Below are 20858 nucleotides of genomic sequence, written 5' to 3' on the forward strand. Positions count from 1 at the left end.
ACCGGGCCAAAGCGCTGAACGGCGGACCGATTCCAATGGCGAATGGAATCAGCAATAATTCTCATTTACGACCTTCCACACTCTGCACCGATGCCCATTCCTGCCCCGCAACCGGCCCGCCTGCCCCTGGCTGCCGTCCTCGCCCTGTGCGTGTTTCCGGCCGCCAGCGCGCTCGCGCAGGACAGCGCCACCACGCTCGACAGCATCCAGGTGTCGGGCAGTTGGTTGGGCACCGGCCTGCACGACAGCGTCAAGAGCTTCGCTGGCGCGCGTACCGTGGTCGATCGCCAGCGCATCGAGGCCAGCGGCGCCGCCAGCCTGGGCGATGCCATGCGCCGCATTCCCGGCGTGCAGGTCACCGACAACTCCGGCACCGCTGGCAGCTCGGTCTCGCTCAACATCGGCGTGCGCGGCCTGACCGGCCGTTACTCGCCGCGCTCGACCGTCCTGCTGGACGGCGTGCCACTGGCGGTTGCGCCGTACGGCCAGCCACAGCTCTCCTTCGCCCCGGCCAGCCTGGCCAACATCGAATCGATCGACGTGGTACGCGGCGGCGGTGCGGTGCGCTACGGGCCACAGAATGTCGGCGGCATCATCAACTTCAGCACCCGCGCGATTCCGACTGCGCCCGGCCTGCACGGCGAGGCCGGCGTGCGCTACAGCGCTTACGACCACGGCGGCGGCGACAGCACCCAGTACAACGCGTTCCTCGGCGGCACCGCCGACAACGGCCTGGGCATGGCCCTGCTGTATTCGGGGCAGGACGGCCGCGGCTGGCGCCAGGGCAGCGATGACCGCTTCGATGATCTGGCGCTGAAGTTCGCCTATGCCATCGACGCACAGCAGGAGCTGCGCGCCAAGCTGTCGTACTACGACGTGCGTTCTCTGACTCCGGGCGGCCTGACCCGCGCCCAGTACCAGGCCGATCCGTTCCAGAACACCCGCCCGTCCGACTTCTGGAAGGGCCATCGCACCGGCATCGACCTGGGCTACACCAACACGCTGTCGGAGAACAGCGAGTTCGAGGTGCTGGCGTATTACAACGAAAGCAACCGGGCCAGTTCGCTGATCAACGCGGCCAACACACAGATCACGGTGCAGCCGCGCGACTACCGTGTGCTCGGCATCGAGCCACGCTACACCCAGCGCCTGCACTGGGGCAGCAGCGTGCACGACATCACCGCCGGCTACCGCTTCCTGCGCGAGCGCGGCAACGACCGCAGCTACACCGTTACCCGCCGTACCGGTGCGACCGGCGCGACCACCCGCTTCGACAACGCCACCGATGCGCACTCGTTCTACGTTGATGACCGCATCGCCATCGGTCGGTGGCGGATCACGCCCGGCGTGCGCATGGAGTGGATCGACATGGACCGCCGCCAGGCCGGCGGCGGCGCGACCTTCAGCAGCCGCAACGACAAGGCCCTGCCCTCGCTCAACGTCGCCTACCTGTTGACCCCGCAGCTGACCGTGTTCGGCAACTACACCACCTCGTTCGGGCCGGTGCAGAACATCCAGTTGAACTCGCAGAGCGCGACCAATCCGCTGAACCCGGAAATCGCCAGGACCACCGAGCTGGGCGCGCGTTGGCAGGATGGCGGGCTGCGTGCGGAAGTGACCGTGTTCAAGATGCGCTTCGACAACCAGATCCTGCAGGTGCCGGGCATCACTCCGCCCACCTTCCAGAACATCGGCGCCACCGACCACAAGGGCGTGGAAAGCGCGATCGAGTACCGCTTTGCCGAAAGCAGCGCGCTGGCCGGGCTGGAACTGTACGCGAACTACACCTGGACCAAGGCCATCCAGCAGTCCGGCGACAACCGCGGCCTCGATGTGCCGTTCTACGCGCGCGATACCGACAGCGTAGGTGCCCGTTATGCGCTGGCCGGCTGGACCTTCAACGTGTCCAGCACCCACCAGAGCGGCCAGTTCTCCGATGCCGCCAACACCTGGGAAGAAGCCGCCGACGCGCGCGGAGGCCGTGTACCCGGCGTACGCCTGTGGAACGCGCAGGCCGCCTGGCAGCTGCCCTGGCTGGCCGACAGCGAGGTCGCGGTGGGCGTGAACAACCTGGCCGACAAGCGCTGGTACACCCGCAACGTGGATGGCAACGCCGGGCGCATGGTGGCCGCGCCGCGCACGTTCTACGTGCAGGGCCGCTACCGCTTCTGAGCATGGCAACCGCCTGATGCGGTGACGGTAGCGCTCACGGTGGCGGCGTATCATGCCGCCACCATGTCCTCCACCGCTTCGCCATCGCGCCTGCATCTGGCCTTCCAGGGCCTGCGCCTGCGCCTGCGCGGCAGCGACCTGTGGTTCATCGCCCTGGCGCTGGTGGTCGGGCTGATCGCCGGCGGCCTGACCCTGTTGCAGGCTGGGCTGGCACGCACCCTGCAGACGGCGTTGTATGGGCTGGACGAGGGCATGCGCCTGAGCTCGCTGCCCGCTTTGACCTGGACTGCCCTGCTGGTGCTGCCGCTGGGTGGCCTGGTGGTGGGCCTGGTCAGCCTGGCTGCCACGCGCCTGAAACGCCCCCTGCTGGATGCCGTGGAAGCCAATGCACTGCATGGCGGTCGCATGTCGATGCGCGACAACCTGATCGTGTTGACCCAGACCCTGGTCTCCAATGGCTGTGGTGCTTCGGTCGGACTGGAGGCGTCGTATACGCAGATGGGCGCCGGCAGCGGTTCGCAGCTGGGGCGGGTGATGCGCCTGCGCCGCAACGACGTGCGCATCCTGGTCGGTGCTGGCGCGGCCGGTGCGATCGCCGCGGCCTTCGGTGCACCGCTGGCCGGGGCGTTCTACGCCTTCGAGATCGTCATCGGTGCCTATACGCCGGCGGCACTGGCGCCGGTTGCGGTGGCCGCGCTGGCCGGTGCCTTCGTTGCCGACCAGGCCGGCGTGGACGCCTATCTGCTGCCGGCGGCATCGACCATCGACGTGCGCGCAGCCGACTATGCGATCTACGGCCTGCTCGGCTGCTGCTGTGCGATGGTCGGCATCGTGGTGATGCGCCTGATCGCCTCCATCGAAGGCACGGTCAAGCGCAGCCCGCTGCCGTTGTGGGGGCGCCCGGTGGTGGGCGGCCTGCTGCTGATTCCGCTGGCCCTGGCCAGCCCGCAGGTACTGTCGTCCGGCCACGGAGCGCTGCACCTGGACCTGACCACCCATCTGCCGCTGATCTGGATCGGCGGACTGCTGACGCTGAAATGCCTGGCCTCCGGCATTTCGCTGGGCTTCGGTTTCCGCGGCGGCCTGTTCTTCGCCTCGCTGTTCATGGGCACCCTGGTCGGCACGCTGTTTGCCGGGCTGCTGGCGATGGCCACCGGCGTCCCGGTGGTCGACGCCACGTCGGCAGCGCTGGCAGGCATGGCTGCACTGGCCGCGGCGGTGGTTGGCGCGCCGATGACCATGGCCATGCTGGTGCTGGAAGGCACCCACGACTTCCTGCTGACCAGCGTGGTGATGAGCGCCGTGCTGGTGTCCAGCACCCTGGTGCGGCAGTGGTTCGGCTATTCCTTCTCGACCTGGCGCATGCACCTGCGCGGGGAAACCATCAAGAGCGCGCGTGACATCGGCTGGGTGCACAACCTCAATGCCGGGCGGATGATGCGCAAGGGTGTGGCCACCGCCCCGGCCGACCTCGATGCCGCCGCCTTCCGCCAGCGCTTCCCGCTGGGCTCGGGCAGCCGGGTGATCCTGATCGACAGTGAAGGCCACTACGCTGGCATCGTGCAGATTCCGCGCCTGTTCGGCGACGGCGTGAAGCCCGAGGACGTCGTAGGTACGTTCGCCGAGAACCGCGACGTGGCACTCGCCGCCAGCGCCGACGTGGTGACCGTGATGCAGCGGTTCGACCAGACCCAGGCCGACGAGCTGGCGGTGGTGGCCGACGATGGCCAGGTGCTGGGCGTGGTGTCTGAAGCATTCGTGCGCAAGCGCTATGCGGAGGAACTGGACAAGCGCCAGCGCGAAATGATGGGCGAGCGCGTCGACGAGTAGATCCACGCCATGCGTGGATGATGCCCCCTGCCCCTCCACGCGTGGCGTGGTTCTACTGTCACCTGCGGGAGGTAGACTGCGGCCATGCGCTTCATTGAAACCTTCCAGCCCGGCCCCTTCGCCGACACCGTGGTCAGCCTGCTGGCGGCGTTCGTGCTCGGCACCCTGATCGGCGCCGAACGCCAGTACCGGCAACGCACCGCTGGCCTGCGCACCAACGTGCTGGTGGCTGTCGGCGCTGCCGCCTTCGTTGACCTGGGCATGCGCATCGCCGGCAGCGCCGAGGCCGTGCGGGTCATCTCCTACGTCGTCTCGGGCGTCGGCTTCCTCGGCGCCGGCGTGATCATGAAGGAAGGCATGAACGTGCGCGGCCTGAACACCGCCGCGACGCTGTGGTGCTCGGCTGCCGTGGGCAGCTGCACCGGCGCGGACATGCTGGCCGAAGGCGTGCTGCTGACCGTACTGATCATCGCCGGCAATACCCTGCTGCGGCCACTGGTGAACGCGATCAACCGCATCCCGATCAACGAAGCCGCCAGCGAAGCGACCTACGAAGTGCGCCTGAGCGTGGATGCCGACGCGGTGCCGCGCGTGCGCGAGCGCCTGGTCGATGCGCTGGAAGCCGCGCAGTACCCCGTTGGCGACGTGCAACTGGTGGAGCACGCCGATGCGCCCACTGATGTGATCGCAGTGCTGGTCAGCACCGCGGTCAGCGCCGACGAACTGGACGTGGTGCTGGCGCGGATGGAACAGGTGCCGGGCGTGCTGCATGCCACCTGGGAAGTCAGCACCCGCGATTGAGCGGGTGTCGGCAGTTCATCCGCGCGCTACGCGCTGCTGCGCTCGCAGCAACCTGCGGAACGAGGCGCAGCGCCGAGCATCCTCGGCGTGTGGACAGGCGGCGGCCCGCCGCAGCCGATCCTGCGCCCGCTGCAATCTGCGGATCTGCAGCTGCAGCGCATCGGCCCGGGCCAGCAATGCCGTGCGATCCAGTGCAAGCCCTGCCCCCTGCGGCATCGCTGCGCCGATCTGCTGCAGCGACAGGCCTGCCGATTGCCCCAGGCCGATCAGTGCCAGCCGATCCAGCACCTGTTCGTGGTACTGCCGGCGCAGGCCGCGACGCCCCAGCACCTGCAACAGGCCGAGCTGCTCGTAGTAGCGCAGCGTCGAGGCCGGCACGCCACTGCGGCGGACCACCTCACCGATATCCAGTTCCTGCATCGTGCTTGACCTCAAGTGGGCTTCAAGCGCCACCATGGTCGCACTCCCCGCGCAAGGCAAGACCATGGACGATTCACTCCCGCTCGATCAGAACACGCTCTGGAACGGCGCCGCCGGTGAGAACTGGGTCGCGCAGCAGACCCTGCTGGACGACCTGTTCCAACCGATGGCCGATGCCCTGCGCGACGAGCTGCCGGTTATCGTCACGGAACTGCTGGACGTGGGCTGCGGCACCGGCGCCAGTACGCTGAGCGCCGCCGCAGCACGCCCTGACGCCCATTGCACGGGCGTGGACATCTCCGCACCGATGCTTGACCTGGCCCGCCAGCGCGCCGCCGCGATCGGGCGCGGGATCGACTTCATCGTTGCCGATGCCCAGCGCCATCCCTTCGCAACGGCGCGGCACGACTGGATCCAGTCGCGCTTCGGGGTGATGTTCTTCGAGGACACGCAGGCCGCCTTCTCCAACCTGCACCGTGCCGCCCGAACAGGCGCGGGCCTGCGCTGCATCGCCTGGCGCAGCGCGCAGGAAAATCCGTTCATGACCACCGCCGAGCGCGCCCTTGCAGACCAGCTGGTGCTGCCGGCGCGGGTACCGGGTGCACCGGGGCAGTTCGCTTTCGCCGATGGCGAGCAGGTACGCCAGCTGCTGCAACGTGCCGGATGGCAGGACGTGGACATCGCGCCGCTGGACCTGACCTGTTTCCTCAGCCGTGATGGGCTGGCCAGCTACGTCGGCCAGCTCGGACCTGTGGGTCTGGCCCTGCGTGCGTTGCCGGCCGAACGCGCCGATGCACTGCTGCAACAGGCACTGACCGCGTTCGCACCGTTCATCGACGGTGACCGTGTGCGGGTGGAAACCGCCTGCTGGATGATCCGCGCCCGCGCATAGCAACAGAAAAGGGGACGGAGGGGATCAAGTCGTTCATGCCCCGGTTGTGCGGGAAACGACTTGATCCCCTCCTTCCCCTGTTTCTCTACAAGGCCTCGCCGGCATCGGCCAGGCGCGATTCGATGAGCGCGTACCACTGCTCGAGCATGTCGACCAGCATGTCCAGCTCGGCGTCGGCACGCTGCGCGCGGCCGCTGCGCAGGCATGCCTGTGCTTCCTGCAGCTGGGTGAGGAAGCCGGCAACGGTGTCGGCCTGCAGGATGAGGCCCGGCAGCCGGCGCCCGGGAATGCGCACGACCGCATGGTTGCCGAGCTGGCCGTACACGCTGAGAGTGGCTTCCGTCTTCATGGACAAGGGCAGGAATTGGGCATTCATCAGGTGCACCAGGGAAGAAACCTGCCCACCGGCAGGCGTGGAAAACGGGGGAGACGTTTCCACGTCCTGCCGGCAGAACAGGGGGGACTCGGGATGCCGGGGCACGCCCCGGCGCGGGGATTCAGTGCGACCGGGCCACGCCCGCGATCTGCACCCGGCGATTGGGCGCCAGGCAGGCGATCAGCTCGCGCCGGTTGCGCTGGTCGCACTGCACCAGCGGTTCGGCCGCACCCCGCCCTTCAGCGCTGATGCTCGCCGCGGATACGCCGCCCTGTACCAGCGCCATGCGCACCGCTTCGGCACGTCGCTGCGACAGCGTCTGGTTGTAGGCAGCGCTGCCGATGCGGTCGGTGTAGCCGACCACCTGGATCGACTGCACCTGGCTGGCCTCACGCACCTGCGCCAGTACACCCTGCACGGCCTGCTGGCCGCTGGCACTGAGTACGGCACTGTCGAAGCCGAACAGTGCATCGGCAGCCAGCCGCAGCGGCTGCTCCGGCAAGGGCGCCGGCGCCGGCGGTGGCGGCGGACGCGGCGGGTCGAGGACCGCTGCGCACGATTCAGGCTTCCAGTAGCCGCCCTGGGCGATGCCCTTGTTGTCGAAGCGCACCTGGAACTGGCAGGTGAAGTACTCCGCGCCCTGTGCGGTGCGGAAGTTGAACAGGTAGTTCCACTCGCGCACGCCCCACATGCCTTCGTTGAAGTGCGGGGTGCCGAGCAACGTGTACAGCTGGCGCTTGCTCATGCCCGGTGCGAACCGGCGCAGGTCGGCGATATCCGGATAGATGCCTTCCTTCAGCGATGCCTTGCTGGCCTCCGGGAAGGTGACGGCGGTGCTGTCGGCGGTGCTGTCGGCGGGGCCGTCGGCGGCCGGTGCGTGGCTGCGGCAGGCAACCAGCAGCCCCGCGGCCAGGATCAGGCCCAGCGTGGCGGCGACGCGGCCACTGCGAGCGATGCGATGCGGTTTCATGTCATTCCCCCTGTAGACGTTGCCCGCTGCGCCGGGCCGCGAATGCGACCCGGCGCAGGCGATCACCACTGGATGCCGGCACCGACGGCCACACCGGCCTCGCCGCGGCTGTTGGTGGAACCACTGAACTTGTAGATCCAGCGACCGCCCTCGGAGACACCGGAGATGCCCAGGGCCACGCCGGATTCGCCGTTGTAGCTGCCGGCGGCGATCGAGGCCATGTTGCGGCCAGCCTCGCTGGGCTGCGGCAGCGATGCGGTTGCCATCGCCGAGGCGATACCGGCCGAAGCGCGGTTGTCGGTCTTGCGCAGGTCGCGTTCGAAGCCGCCCATGCGCTCATCGGTGTAGGCCTTGGACCAGTCCAGGGTCTGCGCCATGCCCGACTTCAGCTGATCGACGTTGACCGCGTCGGTACCGGCGGTGCCGGCAGCGACGTTGCGCACCGTGGTTGGGCCGCTGCTGGTGCTGCCCAGGGTCACGCTGTTGTAGTTGGTGGTGCCGTTGGTGGTGGTGTCATAGCGGATCGTGCCCTGCTGCGAAGCCTGCAGCTGGCGCACGTTGACCGCATCGGTCGCCTGCGAACCATCGGCCACGTTGACCACCTGGCGTTCGGCACCGGCTGCACCCACCGACACCGTATTGGCGCGGTTGGCGACCGAGCCCGCACCCAGCGCCACCGAGTTGTCTGCCTGCGCCTGCGAGCCGTTGCCCAATGCGGTCGAGTTGGCCCCGGCCGCAGTGGAGCCGGCACCGCCCGCGGCGGAGTTGGCGCCGGTGGCGGCCGGATCGGCCAGGTTGTTGCTGTTGTTGGCGCGGAAGCTGCCGGCAACGTTGGTGATGTTCTGGATCTTCTGGTCGGTGTAGGCCTTGGACTGGTCGATGGCGTAGTTCACGCCGTTCTTCAGCTGGCCGACGTTGGTCGCATCGTGGTCGTCGGAGCCATCGGCCACGTGGGTGATCTTGCGCTCGCTGCCACTGCTGCCCACCGCCACCTCACCGGACGAGTTGCTGGCGCCGGCCTGGCCATAGGCACCGGTATAGCCGGTCTGCGCACCGACGCTGGCCACCGAACCGGCACCCAGCGCAACACTGTTGCCCGCGCTGGCATTGGCACCGTTGCCGACCGCTACGCTGCCCGCACCGGCTGCGCTGGCCTGCGGGCCGACCGCCAGTGCATCGGCACCGGTGGCCGTGGCTGCGGCAGCCGTGGAGTTGACCGCCAGGTACGGGCTGCCGCCGCCGCTGCTGATGCGCTGGTTGAGCACCCGCAGCGAGCCGTCCACTGCAGAGAACGCAGCGGTGACGTTGCTGTAGTCGTTGCCGGTGATGGTGCCATCGGTGGCGATGGTGGAGATGTTGAAGGTCGGCGCGGTCCACAGCCCGGTGCTGCCGTTGTACACGGTGCTGCCACCGAAGTAGCTGGCCACCGTCTGGTGCGTGCTGAACAGCTGGTCGCCGGTGATGGCATCGCTGCTGCCCGCCAGGATGCTGCCGGCGGCCACGTTGGTGACTTTCACCGGTGCACCGCCGGTACCGCTGAGGGTCACGGTATCGACCACGTTGCCACTCCCGTCCACGTCGTACTTCACGGCGCGCGCGTCCAGGTCATCGGTCTGCTCGGCCACATTGGCCAGCGAATTGCTGACCGCATCGAAGGCCGTGCCGACGTCGTTGTAGCTGCCCTGGCTGACCGTGCCATTGGCGGCGACGTTGTTGAGCGTGTAGGTCGGCGCGGTGACCACGCCATTGGCATCCACTGCAGCGCCGCCGCCGAGGTGGGTGGCCACCGTCTGGTTGGCCGCGAACAACTGCGCACCGTTGATTGCTTCACTGCTGGCCGCGCTGATCTGGCCCGGGCCGAGGTTGCGCAGCGTGGTGGCGGTGCCGGACTGGCCGAGCGTCGCACTTGCGTAGTTGACGCTGCCGTCGCCGTTGAGGTCGTAGCGCAGCGCGCCCTCTTCTGAAGCCTGCAACTGACCCAGGTTGACCGCATCGGTGCTGGCGGTGCCGGCGGCGACGTTGGTGACCTGGCGTTCGGCGCCCGCAGCACCGATCGACACGCTGTTGGCACGGTCGGCCAGGCTGCCGGCACCGACCGCGATGCTGTTGGCGGCGGTTGCGCTGGCACCGGCACCAACGGCGATTGCTTCGGCGCCGCTGGCCACGGCGTCGGCACCGGTCGAGTTCACCCGCAGGTACCGGGTGCCGGTGTTGCGGATGTCATTGATCTGGGTGTTGAGGTTGACCAGCGAACCATCCACCGCATCGAAGGCGTCGGTGACGTTGTCATACAGCCCCGGGGCCACGGCGCCACCGGTGGAGATGGTGCTGATCTCGAACAGCGGTGCGGTGAAAGTGCTGGTGAGCGGATCGAACGCTGCGCGTCCGCCGAAGAACTTTGCCATCGTGTCGTTACTGGCGAACAGCTGCGCACCATTGACCGCCTCGCTGCTGGTGGCGTTGACCGCGCCGGCGGCCAGGTTGCCGATGGTGGTGGTGCCGGTGCCATTGCCGAGGGTGACACGGCGATAGTCGGGGTCGCCTGCACCATCCAGGTCATAGGTGACCGCCGCCGCGCCGACCGCGTCGATCTGGCTGATCGCACCCTTCAGCTGGGCCACGTTGACTGCATCGGTGTTGGCGCTGCCGGCCGCCAGGTTGGTGATCTGCCGCTCGCCACCGCCTGCGGTGCCCACCGACACTTCGCCCGCCGACACCTGTGCGGTGGTCAGGCCGTAAGCGCTGTAGCTGGCCTGCGCGCCGCGCAGTGCGGCCGAGCGATAGCCCAGCGCCACCGAGTTGGCCTGGTTGGAGGTGCTCTCTGCGCCGAGCAGGGTCTGCCCGTTGGCAGTGCCGCTGGCACTGTCGCCGACCACCACCGAGTGCCCCATGCGTGCTGCATAGTCGGCGGTGGGAACACCGGTCGGATCGCTCGGATCATTGGCGCCCGCGCCCGGGAAGGCGACGTTGGCATCGACCTTGGGCAGCTCATGGCGGGCGTTGGCACCGATCACCACTTCCTTGGAGCCGTTGGCATAGGCGCCATCGCCCATCAGCACCTGGTAGTCCTGAGCTGCGTTGACCGCCCAGCAGGAGATGTCCGCCAGCGCGATGTCCAGGCACTTGGCCGCCCAGGCCGGCGAGTCCGTCGGCAGCAGCAGGCCGAGCAGGCCACCGGGATTGCCGTTGTTGATGTTGTAGATGTAGCTGTCGGAGGTGACGCCACCGATCAGGGTCAGGTGCGAGCTGCCACCGGTGACCGCGCCACCCAGTCCGTTGAGCGTGGTGCCGACCGGCGTTGCATTGACCACCGGCAGGCCGAGCACGTTGACCGTGGAATAGGTCTGCATGACGTTGGCGGTGCTGAGCTTCAGGTTGCCGTTGGACAGGTAACCGGTGCCGCCGAACAGGCTGGCGGTGGTCGGTCCGAGCAGTTCGGTGACACCGCCCACCAGGCCACCGGTACCGATCACCAGGCCCGCGTTCGGGTCGGCAGCGGCGGGCGCCTTCGGGCTGGTCGGCGGAATGGCCGACGGCGAGGTCAGGCCGAGGCTGCCCAGGGTATTGCCGACCAGGCCACCCACGGCGCCGGTCAGGTTGCCGACGGTGCCGTTGAGGTCACCATTGAGCAGGCTGCCGACTGCGCTGCCAACGCCGTTGAGCGCAGTGCCGACGCCGTTGAGCAGGCCGCCCAGGCCCAGCGCGCTGTTCTGCGCGGCGACGGTTGCGGTGCCGGCCAGCTTGAGATTGCGATCGGCGACGATTTCCTCGCCGTCCTTGCCCTGCACCCGTACCTTGCCTGCCACGCCGGTATCGAACGCTGCGGTGATCGCGCGGTCATCGGTGTCACCCGGCAGCTCTTCCTTGGCCGGCAGTGTGACCGCTGCGGTGGCACCGACCTGGCCTTGGCCTTCGATGTGATTGCCGGCCACGACCAGCTGCGAATCGACCTTGCCATCCACGGCCGCCTTCAAGCCGGACGGCGTTGCACCCGCTGCCGCGGCAACCCGGGTGCCGGCGTCAATACTGGCAACCGGCTTGCCGGCGATGCCGACATCGGCCTTTGCTGCCGCGTTGGCGGCCAGACCCAACGGCGCCTGTGCGGCCGGTGCGACGTTCGCCGCAAGCGCGGCATCGACACGGGTAGCGGCTGCAGTGCCAACACCGATGTTGGCGCGCACGTCGGCGCCCAGCACCGGTGCAGGCACCTGGCGCGGCGCGGCGCCGGCCGCCAGCTTGACCTGCACGGTGGCCGGCAGCACGTCGCGCACGACCGGCAATGACGTTGTGCTCAGCTGCAAGCCGACGCGTGCGTTGGCACTGATCGCCGGGTTCGCCTGGGCCTGTCGTGCAGCCGCGGCCAGCGCCACTTCGGCATCCACCTTCACCGGCATCGGCTGGGTGTACTTGGCCGCCAGCGCCTGCAGGTCGCGCAGCGATTGATTGGCTTCTGTCGCCGCCGCAGGTCCGCTGGCCAGCACGCACAGCAGTGCCATGGCCAGGGTGCTGGGCACCAGAAGGCTGGCACGACGGTCGCGCGGTGCGGTACCACCGCTATCGCCGGTGGCCAGTTCCGAGGCCACAACCAGAGCATTGAGCTGGCGGTTCCATACACGCCGGTAGATGCGGTTCATGAGCATTTCCCCCGTAGGCGGACAACTTGAATGTCAGTGGACTTGCCGTTAGGCAGGTGACTGACATTTCGCGCCTTTCAGCGAGGGCTGAGCACTTCATTCCGGCAGGGCAATCGCGCATTCCGGCAAATCCACGGCCGGATTCGGCAGCCACATATGCAAATCCGGCAGGGAGGGCTGACCGGGCTGCGCCCGGCACCCGCAGAGGCCACGTCAAAGGCAACAGCAACGGCAAAAGCTGGGTTCCTGGGGGTTGGCGGGGTGGGTCCGGTTGCGGGGGACGCTGCAAGTACGTCCATGTAAGCTCGGTCGCGCCATCCATGGCGCTCACGCCCCCGCAACCGGACCCACCCCGCCTTCGACAGTTTCCTGCACGCGTTGTAGCAGGGCCGGGCCATGCCCGGCTGAGGAGAAAGTCGGATCACCATTTTTCATTTAGATCGAAATAATCAATCAGAATCGAAGATTCACTCACGCTTTCGAATGCGCGATGGCCAATCCAACCGTCATCGGGAAACTGTCAGGGGTGGGGCGGCGTGGGCTTGCAGGACCGTTGGCGCCATGGATGGCGCCATCGAGCCCCCATGGACGGGTTTACGGCGTGTCCTGCAAGTCCACACCGCCCCGCCAACCCACGGAAAACCCAGAGCCGGCTGTTGCTTTGGCTTTGGCTTTGGCTTTGGCCTCTGCGGGTGCCGGGCGGCAGCCCGGCCGATACCCCTCAGGCTGGCTGGCCGAGCTGTGCCGGCGCGCGCATCAGCGTGTCACGCGGCAGTTCGCCGAACACTTTCCGGTAGTTGTCGGCAAAGCGCGAAAGATCCCACAGCCCGCAACTGAGGGCGATGGCCTTGACCGAGCGCCGGTTGGAATCGGCCATCGACAGGCTGCGGCAGGCCGCGCACAGCCGCAGCATCGACAGGTAGCGATTGGGCGAGGTGCCGAACAGATCCTCGAACGCATAGCGCAGGCCACGCTCGCTGACGCCGGCGGCGTCGCAGATTTCATTCATGTAGATATTGCGGCGAAGATTGAGGCGCATGAAGTTCTCCGCCCGCTGCGCGATCAGGTAATGCGTGCGGCGGGCGCGGCTGCAACTGGGCCGATCGGCTGGGCCGGCACCGAGCAGCGCCTGGACATGCTCGTGCAGCAGGCGCTCGGTTTCTTCCGGCTGCAGCCCACCACCCTGCCCCAGCTGCGCGTGCAGTTGCTGGTAATGGCGTACCAGCGGCATCGCATCATCGCCAAGGTTGAACAGTGAAAGCGCCTGCCCCGCCGGTGGCGTGCTGCGCAGGCTCAGCTCGGTCAACTTGCGCTGCACGCGCGCGACCGGCACCAGCATCAGCGTCATCTGGGTACCAGGGCTGAGAGTGAATTCACTGATGCCTTCGGGCATCACGGTCAAGGCCATGCCCGGCGTCAGCGGCACGCCATGGCACCAGCTCAATGCATCATCGGTGGTGTGCAGGTAGCCGAGCATTGCCCAGTCCGGCGGCAGCATGAAACGGCCGCGGCAGTGGAAGCCACAGGTGATGCTGCAGAACAGGGCTTCCTCGTGAACGCGCGAAGCAAATGCCGCGCGCGGACCATTGCCATCCAGCAGCAACAGTTCCACATCGCACACGCGGAGCACGCCGCTCAGCGTGGCCAGGTCGATTGACCTGAGATCGCCGTCGTCGTTGTCTTCCACCCCACCATCGACCATGACAGTGTCGTCCCCCCGTTTGGCCTGCCGCACGACCCCGCCCCCACTGCCTGACAGGGCGCACGCCGTTTCCAAGAGCATCGTCCGTTGCCGAGATGGACGCTGCGATGCACGCGCGTCCCTCCCTGAAAATGCAAAACCTTGAATGCGAGTATGCCCGATAATCGGCGGTCGTAAACAGGATGTTTCTACGCTGCGGAATTATCAACTGCGTGAAGAAAATGTGCGCGCCGATGGCATGGTTTTCGCATGCGTGCCGATGGACCTCACATTATCTGCACGACCATGAATCGTTTTGCGCAGGAACGGATTTACGTCACAGATCCGCGCCGGAATATTCAGGCATCCAGCGAATCTGCCGAATTTGCATATAGGTTCCGGTTGCAGGGAACCGCCATTCAGGCAAAGTCGAATACACGGTGATCGGGCACGCAGACAGCGGCCACACCCAGGGGGACAGCATGACCATGCACGTACGAGATACCGTTTCGACCACCGGCCTGGAGCTGGGTGGTCGTGGTTGCGCGGCCGCTGCCCTGCCCGGGAATGATCACCCTGCTTGAGCACAGCGGGATTGCCCGCCGTGCCTCCTCCGCCAGGATGGCGGGGGCCTACGGACGGTCCCGGCGGAGCCGGGCCACCGGCCATGCAGGTGTCCTGCAGCAACTGACAGGTAGAGGGAGACAACCGTCATGAACGCATCGATCCGCAAGTTCCTGAAAGAAGAAGATGGCGTGACCGCGCTCGAATACGGGCTGCTGGCCGCCGTGATCGCCGGCATCCTGATCGTGGTGGGCAGAACCCAGATCACCGCGTTCTTCACCACGTTGTTCACCCGCCTGCAGGCCATTGCCACCGACGCCACCACCACCTAGCCAGCGCGCAGGGTGCAGCACCTGCGGTCGCTTCGATGGCGGCCGCGGTGGCCGATGAGGGGTTCTGCAACTGTCCAGTGACGGACAACGAGGGTGTGCGATGACACTGCTGGGATTGCTGGCCATGGGAGTGTGCCTGCGGATTGCGATCAGCGATCTGTATGCCCGCCGCGTGCCCAACACCTGGCTGCTGGCCGCGTGCGCGATCGCCGTGCCCCTGATCATCGCCGGCCAGTTCAATGCCACGCGCACGGCCTGGGCGCCACACCTGCTGGGCGCAGTCGTTGGCCTGCTGGCATTGCTGCCGTTCTATGCGGTGCGCTGGATGGGCGCCGGCGATGTGAAGTTCTTCGCCGTGCTCGGCCTGCTGCTGGGCTGGAAGGCATTGCTGCCGGTTTGGGTGCTGGCCAGCCTGGCCGCAGGCGCCCACGCCGTGCTGGTGCTGGCCGGTCGGCAGCTGGCCGGTCACCTGCCGCTGCGCCTGCAGATGCAGGTAAACCGCGCCAGCACGCACTTGAATGGCCACGCTGCCCTGCGCGAACTGCATGCCGCGCGCGAGGGGCGACAGGGCATTCCCTACGCAGCCTACCTGGCCTTCGCGGCGATTGGCTGGGTGTTGGCAACCACCTATGGAGGCGTCGCATGAAAGCGTTCGCGCGCCAACGCCAACGCGGCGTGGCCAGCATCGAATTCGCGTTGATGCTGCTGCTCGGCCTGGTGCCGCTGCTGCTGCTCACCTTTTCCGGCGTGCTGATCATGGCCGCGCAGCAGACGCTGGCGACGGCCTCGGCCGAGGGCGCGCGTGCTTCGCTGCGCTTTGGCAACGCCGGCGAGCGGCGCACCGCCGCCTGCCTGGCGGCCCGCCGCTCCATGCAATGGCTGTTGCAGTTTTCCGGGCAGAACCCGGACTGCAGCGGCGGCGGCACCGGCGCCATCGTGGTCTCGCCGCAGGCGCCCTGCGCCGGCCTGGCGACAGTGCAATGCATGACCGTGACGGTGAGCTACGACTATGCGTCCCATCCCTTCCTGCCCGGCACCGCCACGCTCTATGGCTGGGTGATGCAGGCCCCCATCCGCAGCGTCGCGGTCGCCCAGCTGGACCTCGGCAGCAACTGACGATCGGTACAGGAGACGATTTTCATGCTCAAGTTGACCCGCATCGCCGCCATCGCACTGATCGCGCTCGCCGTGCTGCTGGCCGTGGTCGCCTTCGTGATCGGGCGCAAGCCTGCGGCCTCGGCGGACAACCCGAGCACGATCGTGAAGGCCGATGCGCAGACCTTCAGTGTCGTTGAAGCCACCGCGCGGCTACCCGCCGGCGAGCCGATCAGCGCCAATGGCGTGCGGCTGACGCAACGCACCGCAGAAGTGCCGGGGGCCGTTGCCGACCTGGCAGCGGTGGTCGGCAAGGTGCCGGTGCAGGACATCAGCGAAGGCAGCGCGATTGCTGCCAGCCTGCTGGCACAGGGCTTCTCGCTGCAGCTGCGGCCGGGTGAACGGGCATTGGCGGTGCCGGTCGATGAGCTGGTCGCGGCAGGCAACCGCATCCTGCCCGGTGATTTCGTCGACGTCTTCCTCAACCTGCGCAGCGCCGCTACCAGCTACAACGGCCAGCAGGACATCGCACAGACGCGGTTGCTGCTGTCACGCCTGCGCGTGCTCAGCTACGGACAGCAGGACATCGCGGCAGCCCCGACGAGCAGCCAGGGCGAGGCCCCAGCCACGACAGGCAACGACTCACGTGCAGCCGATATCACCAGCGGTTCCAGCAGCGCCCCCAGCAACGCAAACGGTAGCGATGCCACGCAGCCGGCGCGCACCGCGGTGCTGGCGGTGCCGGTGGCCGACGCCAACCGCCTGCTGCTCGGCGCACAGCAGGGCAAGCTGTTCCTCGCCCTGCGCAATCCCGCCGATACCGGCCTGCCGGATGTGGCGTTGTTCCCACAGGCGCGCGGCGTGCTGGACCCGGTGCGCGGCCTGGACAACGAGCAGCAGCAGGCCCTGCAGCGACCGGAGAACAGCGCCTACGCCGGCCTGGATGGCGATGCGCTGGCTGGCCGCGGCAGCAGCGCGCAGCGCAGCGTCCACGAAACGCCGGCACGTGCACCGGTGCAGCGTCGCTCTACGCCGCGACCGGCGGGCATCGAAATCATCCGCGGCGACACTACTGCCCCCCGTGGCTCCCTTTGACCCTTGCCGAGAGCGCACATGACTGAACGTCGCCACCGCCTACGCCCCACTGTCCGCCAGCGCTGGCTGGCCCTGCTGCTGGTGCTGCTGGCACCGGGTGCGAGCGTGGCTGCCGACGATCTGTTGCTGCAGACCCGCGAACAGCGGCCATGGACGCTGCCGGCCGACCTGGAACGGGTTGCCATCGCCGACCCCGGCGTAGCTGACATCGTGATGCTGCGCGGCGCACGCCAGGCGCTGCTGGTAGGCAAGGCCCCCGGCACCACCACCCTGCTGCTCTGGCATCGCAAGCAGAGCGAACCGCAGCGCGTGCAGGTGCGGGTGCAGAGTGCCGTGCAGGGCGCCGCCGATGCCGGCTCCAGCGGACTGGTGTTCACCCAGCAGGACCAGCAGGGGCTGCTGCAGGGAAGCAGCGACAGCGTGCTGGCGCACATGCAGGAGCAGAAGACCGCGGTGATGGCGCTCGGCAAGGACGGCAGCCTGGCCGATGCCTCCACCATCAGCAGCGGCGGCGTGGTGCAGGTCGAGGTGAAGGTGGTCGAGTTCAACAAGACCGCGCTGAAGCAGATCGGCATCAACTTCCAGAACCGCAACGGTGGTTTCGCCTATGGATTCGCGCGGCCGGGCGGGCAGCTGCCAGGCAACACCGGCATCCTGCCTGGCATGAAGGAAGGTGAGTCCAGCAACGAAAGCGAGTCCCCGATCTCCTCGGCGTTCAGGCTGGTGTTCGGTTCGACCAAGGGCCTGTGGAACGCCGATGTCGACCTGCTGCAGGCCAACGGCATGGCGCGCGTGCTGGCCGAGCCCACTCTCGTCGCGCTGTCCGGGCAGAGCGCCAGCTTCCTGGCCGGTGGCGAACTGCCGATCCTGGAGCCGCAGGGGCTCGGCACGACCACGGTCACCTACAAGCCCTTCGGCATCGGCCTCACCGTTACCCCCACGGTGCTCTCACCGAACCGCATTGCGTTGAAGGTTGCCCCGGAAGCCAGCGACCTGGACTACACCAATGCGATCGCGCTCAACGGCGTGCAGATCCCTTCGATCACTACCCGCCGCGCCGACACCACCGTCGAGCTTGGCGATGGTGAGAGTTTCGTCATCGGCGGCCTGGTCAGTTCCACCGTGGCTTCGACGGTCAACAAGATTCCGCTGCTCGGCGACCTGCCGATCATCGGTACGTTCTTCCGCAACTTCGACTACAAGCGCCAGGACAAGGAACTGGTGATCATCGTCACCCCGCGGTTGGTACAGCCGATTGCCCGCAATACCGAACTGCCGCTGCCCGGCGATCGCGAAGCCAAGCCGAACATGCCCGAATGGGGCGCGTGGCTGCTTGGCCCGATCAGCCGCGATCCGGTTCCCGGTTTCTCGCGCTGACCTGCATGACGTCTCCGGTACTACGCCCATGCCCTACGCCACTGCCCTGCCGCTGCACCCGCAAGGACCACCGATGAACCTGGTCCTGTACGGGATCGACCGTGAACTGCTGCCACGCCTGGCTGCCAAGCTGCCGCCTGCCACGGCACTGCACTGGCAGGACAGCAGCGAGCCGACCTCGGCCCAGGACCTGCAGCGTGGCCCGCAGAACCTTGTACTGTTGGACTTCCGCCCGGAGCATGCCTCGGCATCGACGGTACTGGCGCAGCAGCTGCAGCAGACCCAACCCGAATTGACCCTGGTGGCCGTGGGCGCCACCAGCGCCGGCCAGGTGGAAGGCGTGGTGATGGCGCTGCGCGCCGGCCTGCGCGATGTACTGGACCTGGACAGTGACAACACCGGCATCGAAGCCGCCCTGCGTCGCGCTTTGTCACCGCGCCCCGCCGCAAGCGCACAGCAGGCGCACAAGGCGCGCCTGATCGTGCTGCTGGGCGTGCGCGCCGGCGTCGGCACCAGCACGTTGGCCGCACACCTGTCGGTGCTCGCACAGCAGACCCGCACCCTGGCCCAGGGCGATGCCGCCGTGCAGGACGGGCTGCTGATGGAGCTGGCGCAGCCGGCCGGCGACCTCGCCCTGTACCTCAACCTGGACAGCCGCTTCCACTACGAAGATGCGCTGCGCAATGCCAGCCGCATCGATGCCACCCTGGCCCGCACGGCGATGGCCCGGCACACCAGCGGACTGGTCCTGCTCGACCGTGCCAGTGGCAGCGACGCACTGCCGCCGTCCGATCCTGGTGCGCTGCTGCAACGACTGCGCGGCGTGTTTTCCAGCGTACTGTGCGATGCCGGTGGCTGCCCGCTGCGGCAGCTGCCGCCGCTGCTGCTGGACCAGGCCGATGAAATCTGGCTGGTGGCCGACGCATCGATCGCCACCCTGGTGTCGCTGGACCACGCCCTGAAGCACCTTTCCGGCCAGCGCGACCGCGAGAAGCGACTGCAGCTGGTGATCAACCGCCACGACGACAACAGTGGCATGAGCCCCGAACAGATCGCGCGCCGCTTCGAGCTGCCGCTGCTGGCCACCCTGCCCGAGCGGTCGCGGGTACGCGCCTCCGCCAGCCATGGCCATCTGCTGCTGCAGGATGCGCCGCGCGACCCGTACCTGCGTGCCCTCGCCCCGCTGGTGCAACGCCTGGATCCGGCTGCCTGCCCGGTCCAGGCGCACGGCCTGCGGGAAAGACTTGCCCTTGCCCTGGGTGGATCGCAATGGAAGACAAAGTGACCCCGTTCCCGCACGTTGTCGCCCGCAGCACGGTGCCGGAGCATGCACCGGGCAGCCTGCCGTTCGCACAGACCGAGCAGTACCAGAAGGTGCTGTCGGCCGCGCACGAGCATCTGCTCAACAGCATCGAAGACGAGCGCATCGACATCGATTCCTGGGCCCCCGACACCATCGCCCGCTGGGTGGAAGTGCAGACGGTCAGTTTCATCCAGGAATGGCGCATCCCCATCAACGAAGAAGAAATGCAGGTGGTGGCCGAAGGCCTGGTCAAGGAGCTGACCGGGTTCGGCCCGCTCGATGACCTGCTGCATGACCCCACCATCGAAGACATCCTGATCAATGGCTTCAAGGATGTGCATGTCTCCCAGGGCGGGCAGCTCAAACGCGCGCCACAGCGCTTCACCGATGACACCCACCTGCTGCGCATCCTGCGCCGCATCATCGCCCCGCTCGGCCGCCGCCTGGATGATTCCAATCCGATGGTCGATGCACGCCTGCCCAATGGTGGCCGCCTCAACGCGATCATCTCGCCATTGGCGGTGGACGGGCCGATGGTGTCCATCCGCAAGTTCCGCAAGGATCCGTTCACCCCCGACGAACTGCTGGCCAAGGGCACCTTCGATGCGCCGATGCAGGCGCTGCTGAAGGCGATGGTGCTGGGCCGCTGCAACATCCTGGTGTCAGGTGGCACCAGCTCGGGCAAGACCTCGCTGCTCAATGCGCTGGCCAGCTATGTGCCGGCCAACGAACGCGTCATCACCGTGGAAGACACCGCCGAGCTCTCGCTCAACCACCCGCATGTGGTGCGCCTGGAGAGCCGCATCGGTGGCGCCGAAGGCCAGGGCGCGGTCAGCATCCGCGACCTGGTGCGCAACAGCCTGCGCATGCGCCCGGACCGCATCGTGGTCGGCGAAGTGCGTGGCGCCGAGGTGCTGGAGATGCTGCAGGCGATGAACACCGGCCATGACGGATCGATGGCCACCATCCACGCCAATTCACCGCGCGACTGCCTGTACCGCATCGAGATGCTGGCCGGCTTCGCCGGTTTCCAGGGCAGCGAAGACAGCCTGCGCCGGCAGATCGCCAGTGCCATCGACTTCATCGTGCAGATCTCGCGCCTGGGCAGCGGCCGCCGGGTGCTGGTATCCATTACTGAAATCACCGGCGTCAGCGACAACCTGATCACCACCCAGGAGATGTTCCGCCACGAAGTGCAGATCGATGGCAGCGGCAAGGAAATCGACCGTTGGATCGGCCTCGGCTTCCAGCCACATTCGCACAAGCTGGAGCCGTTCCGGCAGTTGCTGCGCGAATCCCTGTACGGAGACTTCTGA

At 67.5% G+C, this 20858-nt stretch carries 16 protein-coding genes; 11 read left to right on the plus strand and 5 right to left on the minus strand.

Translation table 11 applies throughout. The features are described from left to right. Positions 1-90: 90 nt before the first annotated feature. From AC1DKR_RS02050 to AC1DKR_RS02060, 3 genes are all read left to right on the plus strand, one after another. Positions 91-2172, plus strand: a complete 2082-nt coding sequence (locus AC1DKR_RS02050) for a TonB-dependent receptor family protein (RefSeq protein WP_478030789.1) — start codon at positions 91-93, stop codon at positions 2170-2172. A 63-nt stretch (positions 2173-2235) separates the two neighbouring features. Continuing rightward, positions 2236-4002, plus strand: a complete 1767-nt coding sequence (locus AC1DKR_RS02055; RefSeq protein WP_051562466.1) for a chloride channel protein — start codon at positions 2236-2238, stop codon at positions 4000-4002. Positions 4003-4086: 84 nt separating this feature from the next. Continuing rightward, on the plus strand, positions 4087-4803 hold the full coding sequence (locus AC1DKR_RS02060) for an MgtC/SapB family protein (RefSeq protein WP_025878554.1): 717 nt from the start codon (positions 4087-4089) through the stop codon (positions 4801-4803). A 15-nt stretch (positions 4804-4818) separates the two neighbouring features. Here the strand turns inward: AC1DKR_RS02060 and AC1DKR_RS02065 are convergent, their stop codons facing one another. Then, the gene (locus AC1DKR_RS02065; RefSeq protein WP_312787580.1) at positions 4819-5223 is read right to left on the minus strand and encodes a MerR family transcriptional regulator; all 405 of its coding nucleotides are present in this window, start codon (positions 5221-5223) and stop codon (positions 4819-4821) included. 64 nt (positions 5224-5287) lie between these two features. Here AC1DKR_RS02065 and AC1DKR_RS02070 point away from each other — a divergent pair, with 64 nt between their 5' ends. Continuing rightward, positions 5288-6115: a class I SAM-dependent methyltransferase gene (locus tag AC1DKR_RS02070; RefSeq protein ID WP_478030792.1), complete on the plus strand. Its 828-nt coding sequence runs from the start codon at positions 5288-5290 to the stop codon at positions 6113-6115. 85 nt (positions 6116-6200) lie between these two features. On the opposite strand, the gene AC1DKR_RS02075 is transcribed toward AC1DKR_RS02070, so the two are convergent. The 4 genes from AC1DKR_RS02075 to AC1DKR_RS02090 form a co-directional block, all read right to left on the minus strand. Continuing rightward, positions 6201-6491 carry a DUF6959 family protein gene (locus tag AC1DKR_RS02075; protein ID WP_170929478.1) on the minus strand — a complete coding sequence of 97 codons (291 nt, stop codon included), beginning with the start codon at positions 6489-6491 and terminating at the stop codon, positions 6201-6203. A 121-nt stretch (positions 6492-6612) separates the two neighbouring features. Continuing rightward, the gene (locus AC1DKR_RS02080; protein WP_478030794.1) at positions 6613-7461 is read right to left on the minus strand and encodes an outer membrane protein assembly factor BamE; all 849 of its coding nucleotides are present in this window, start codon (positions 7459-7461) and stop codon (positions 6613-6615) included. A 62-nt stretch (positions 7462-7523) separates the two neighbouring features. Continuing rightward, positions 7524-12095: a YadA-like family protein gene (locus AC1DKR_RS02085; protein ID WP_478030796.1), complete on the minus strand. Its 4572-nt coding sequence runs from the start codon at positions 12093-12095 to the stop codon at positions 7524-7526. Between the two features lie 721 nt (positions 12096-12816). Next, positions 12817-13797: an AraC family transcriptional regulator gene (locus tag AC1DKR_RS02090; protein ID WP_025878548.1), complete on the minus strand. Its 981-nt coding sequence runs from the start codon at positions 13795-13797 to the stop codon at positions 12817-12819. Between the two features lie 692 nt (positions 13798-14489). Here AC1DKR_RS02090 and AC1DKR_RS02095 point away from each other — a divergent pair. The 7 genes from AC1DKR_RS02095 (at position 14490) to AC1DKR_RS02125 (ending at position 20858) form a co-directional block, all read left to right on the plus strand. Continuing rightward, positions 14490-14672: a Flp family type IVb pilin gene (locus tag AC1DKR_RS02095; RefSeq protein ID WP_025878547.1), complete on the plus strand. Its 183-nt coding sequence runs from the start codon at positions 14490-14492 to the stop codon at positions 14670-14672. A gap of 100 nt (positions 14673-14772) precedes the next feature. Continuing rightward, complete coding sequence (locus tag AC1DKR_RS02100; RefSeq protein ID WP_032975294.1) at positions 14773-15318, plus strand: A24 family peptidase; 546 nt, start codon at positions 14773-14775, stop codon at positions 15316-15318. Beyond that, entirely contained in the window at positions 15315-15788 is a 474-nt protein-coding gene (locus AC1DKR_RS02105) for a TadE/TadG family type IV pilus assembly protein (RefSeq protein WP_025878545.1), read from the plus strand. Before AC1DKR_RS02100 ends, AC1DKR_RS02105 begins: the two co-directional genes overlap by 4 nt. A 24-nt stretch (positions 15789-15812) precedes the next feature. Further along, positions 15813-16862, plus strand: coding sequence for a Flp pilus assembly protein CpaB (cpaB, locus tag AC1DKR_RS02110; RefSeq protein ID WP_478030798.1), 1050 nt, complete (start codon positions 15813-15815; stop codon positions 16860-16862). An 18-nt stretch (positions 16863-16880) separates the two neighbouring features. Then, positions 16881-18239 carry a type II and III secretion system protein family protein gene (locus AC1DKR_RS02115; protein WP_025878543.1) on the plus strand — a complete coding sequence of 453 codons (1359 nt, stop codon included), beginning with the start codon at positions 16881-16883 and terminating at the stop codon, positions 18237-18239. A gap of 28 nt (positions 18240-18267) precedes the next feature. Then, entirely contained in the window at positions 18268-19524 is a 1257-nt protein-coding gene (locus AC1DKR_RS02120; RefSeq protein WP_033831342.1) for a CpaE/TadZ family protein, read from the plus strand. Beyond that, positions 19509-20858 (plus strand): TadA family conjugal transfer-associated ATPase, encoded by a 1350-nt coding sequence (locus tag AC1DKR_RS02125; protein ID WP_025878541.1) that lies wholly within the window; start codon positions 19509-19511, stop codon positions 20856-20858. The genes AC1DKR_RS02120 and AC1DKR_RS02125 overlap by 16 nt, the downstream gene beginning before the upstream one ends.

Source organism: Stenotrophomonas sp. 01N47 (genome assembly GCF_056399165.1).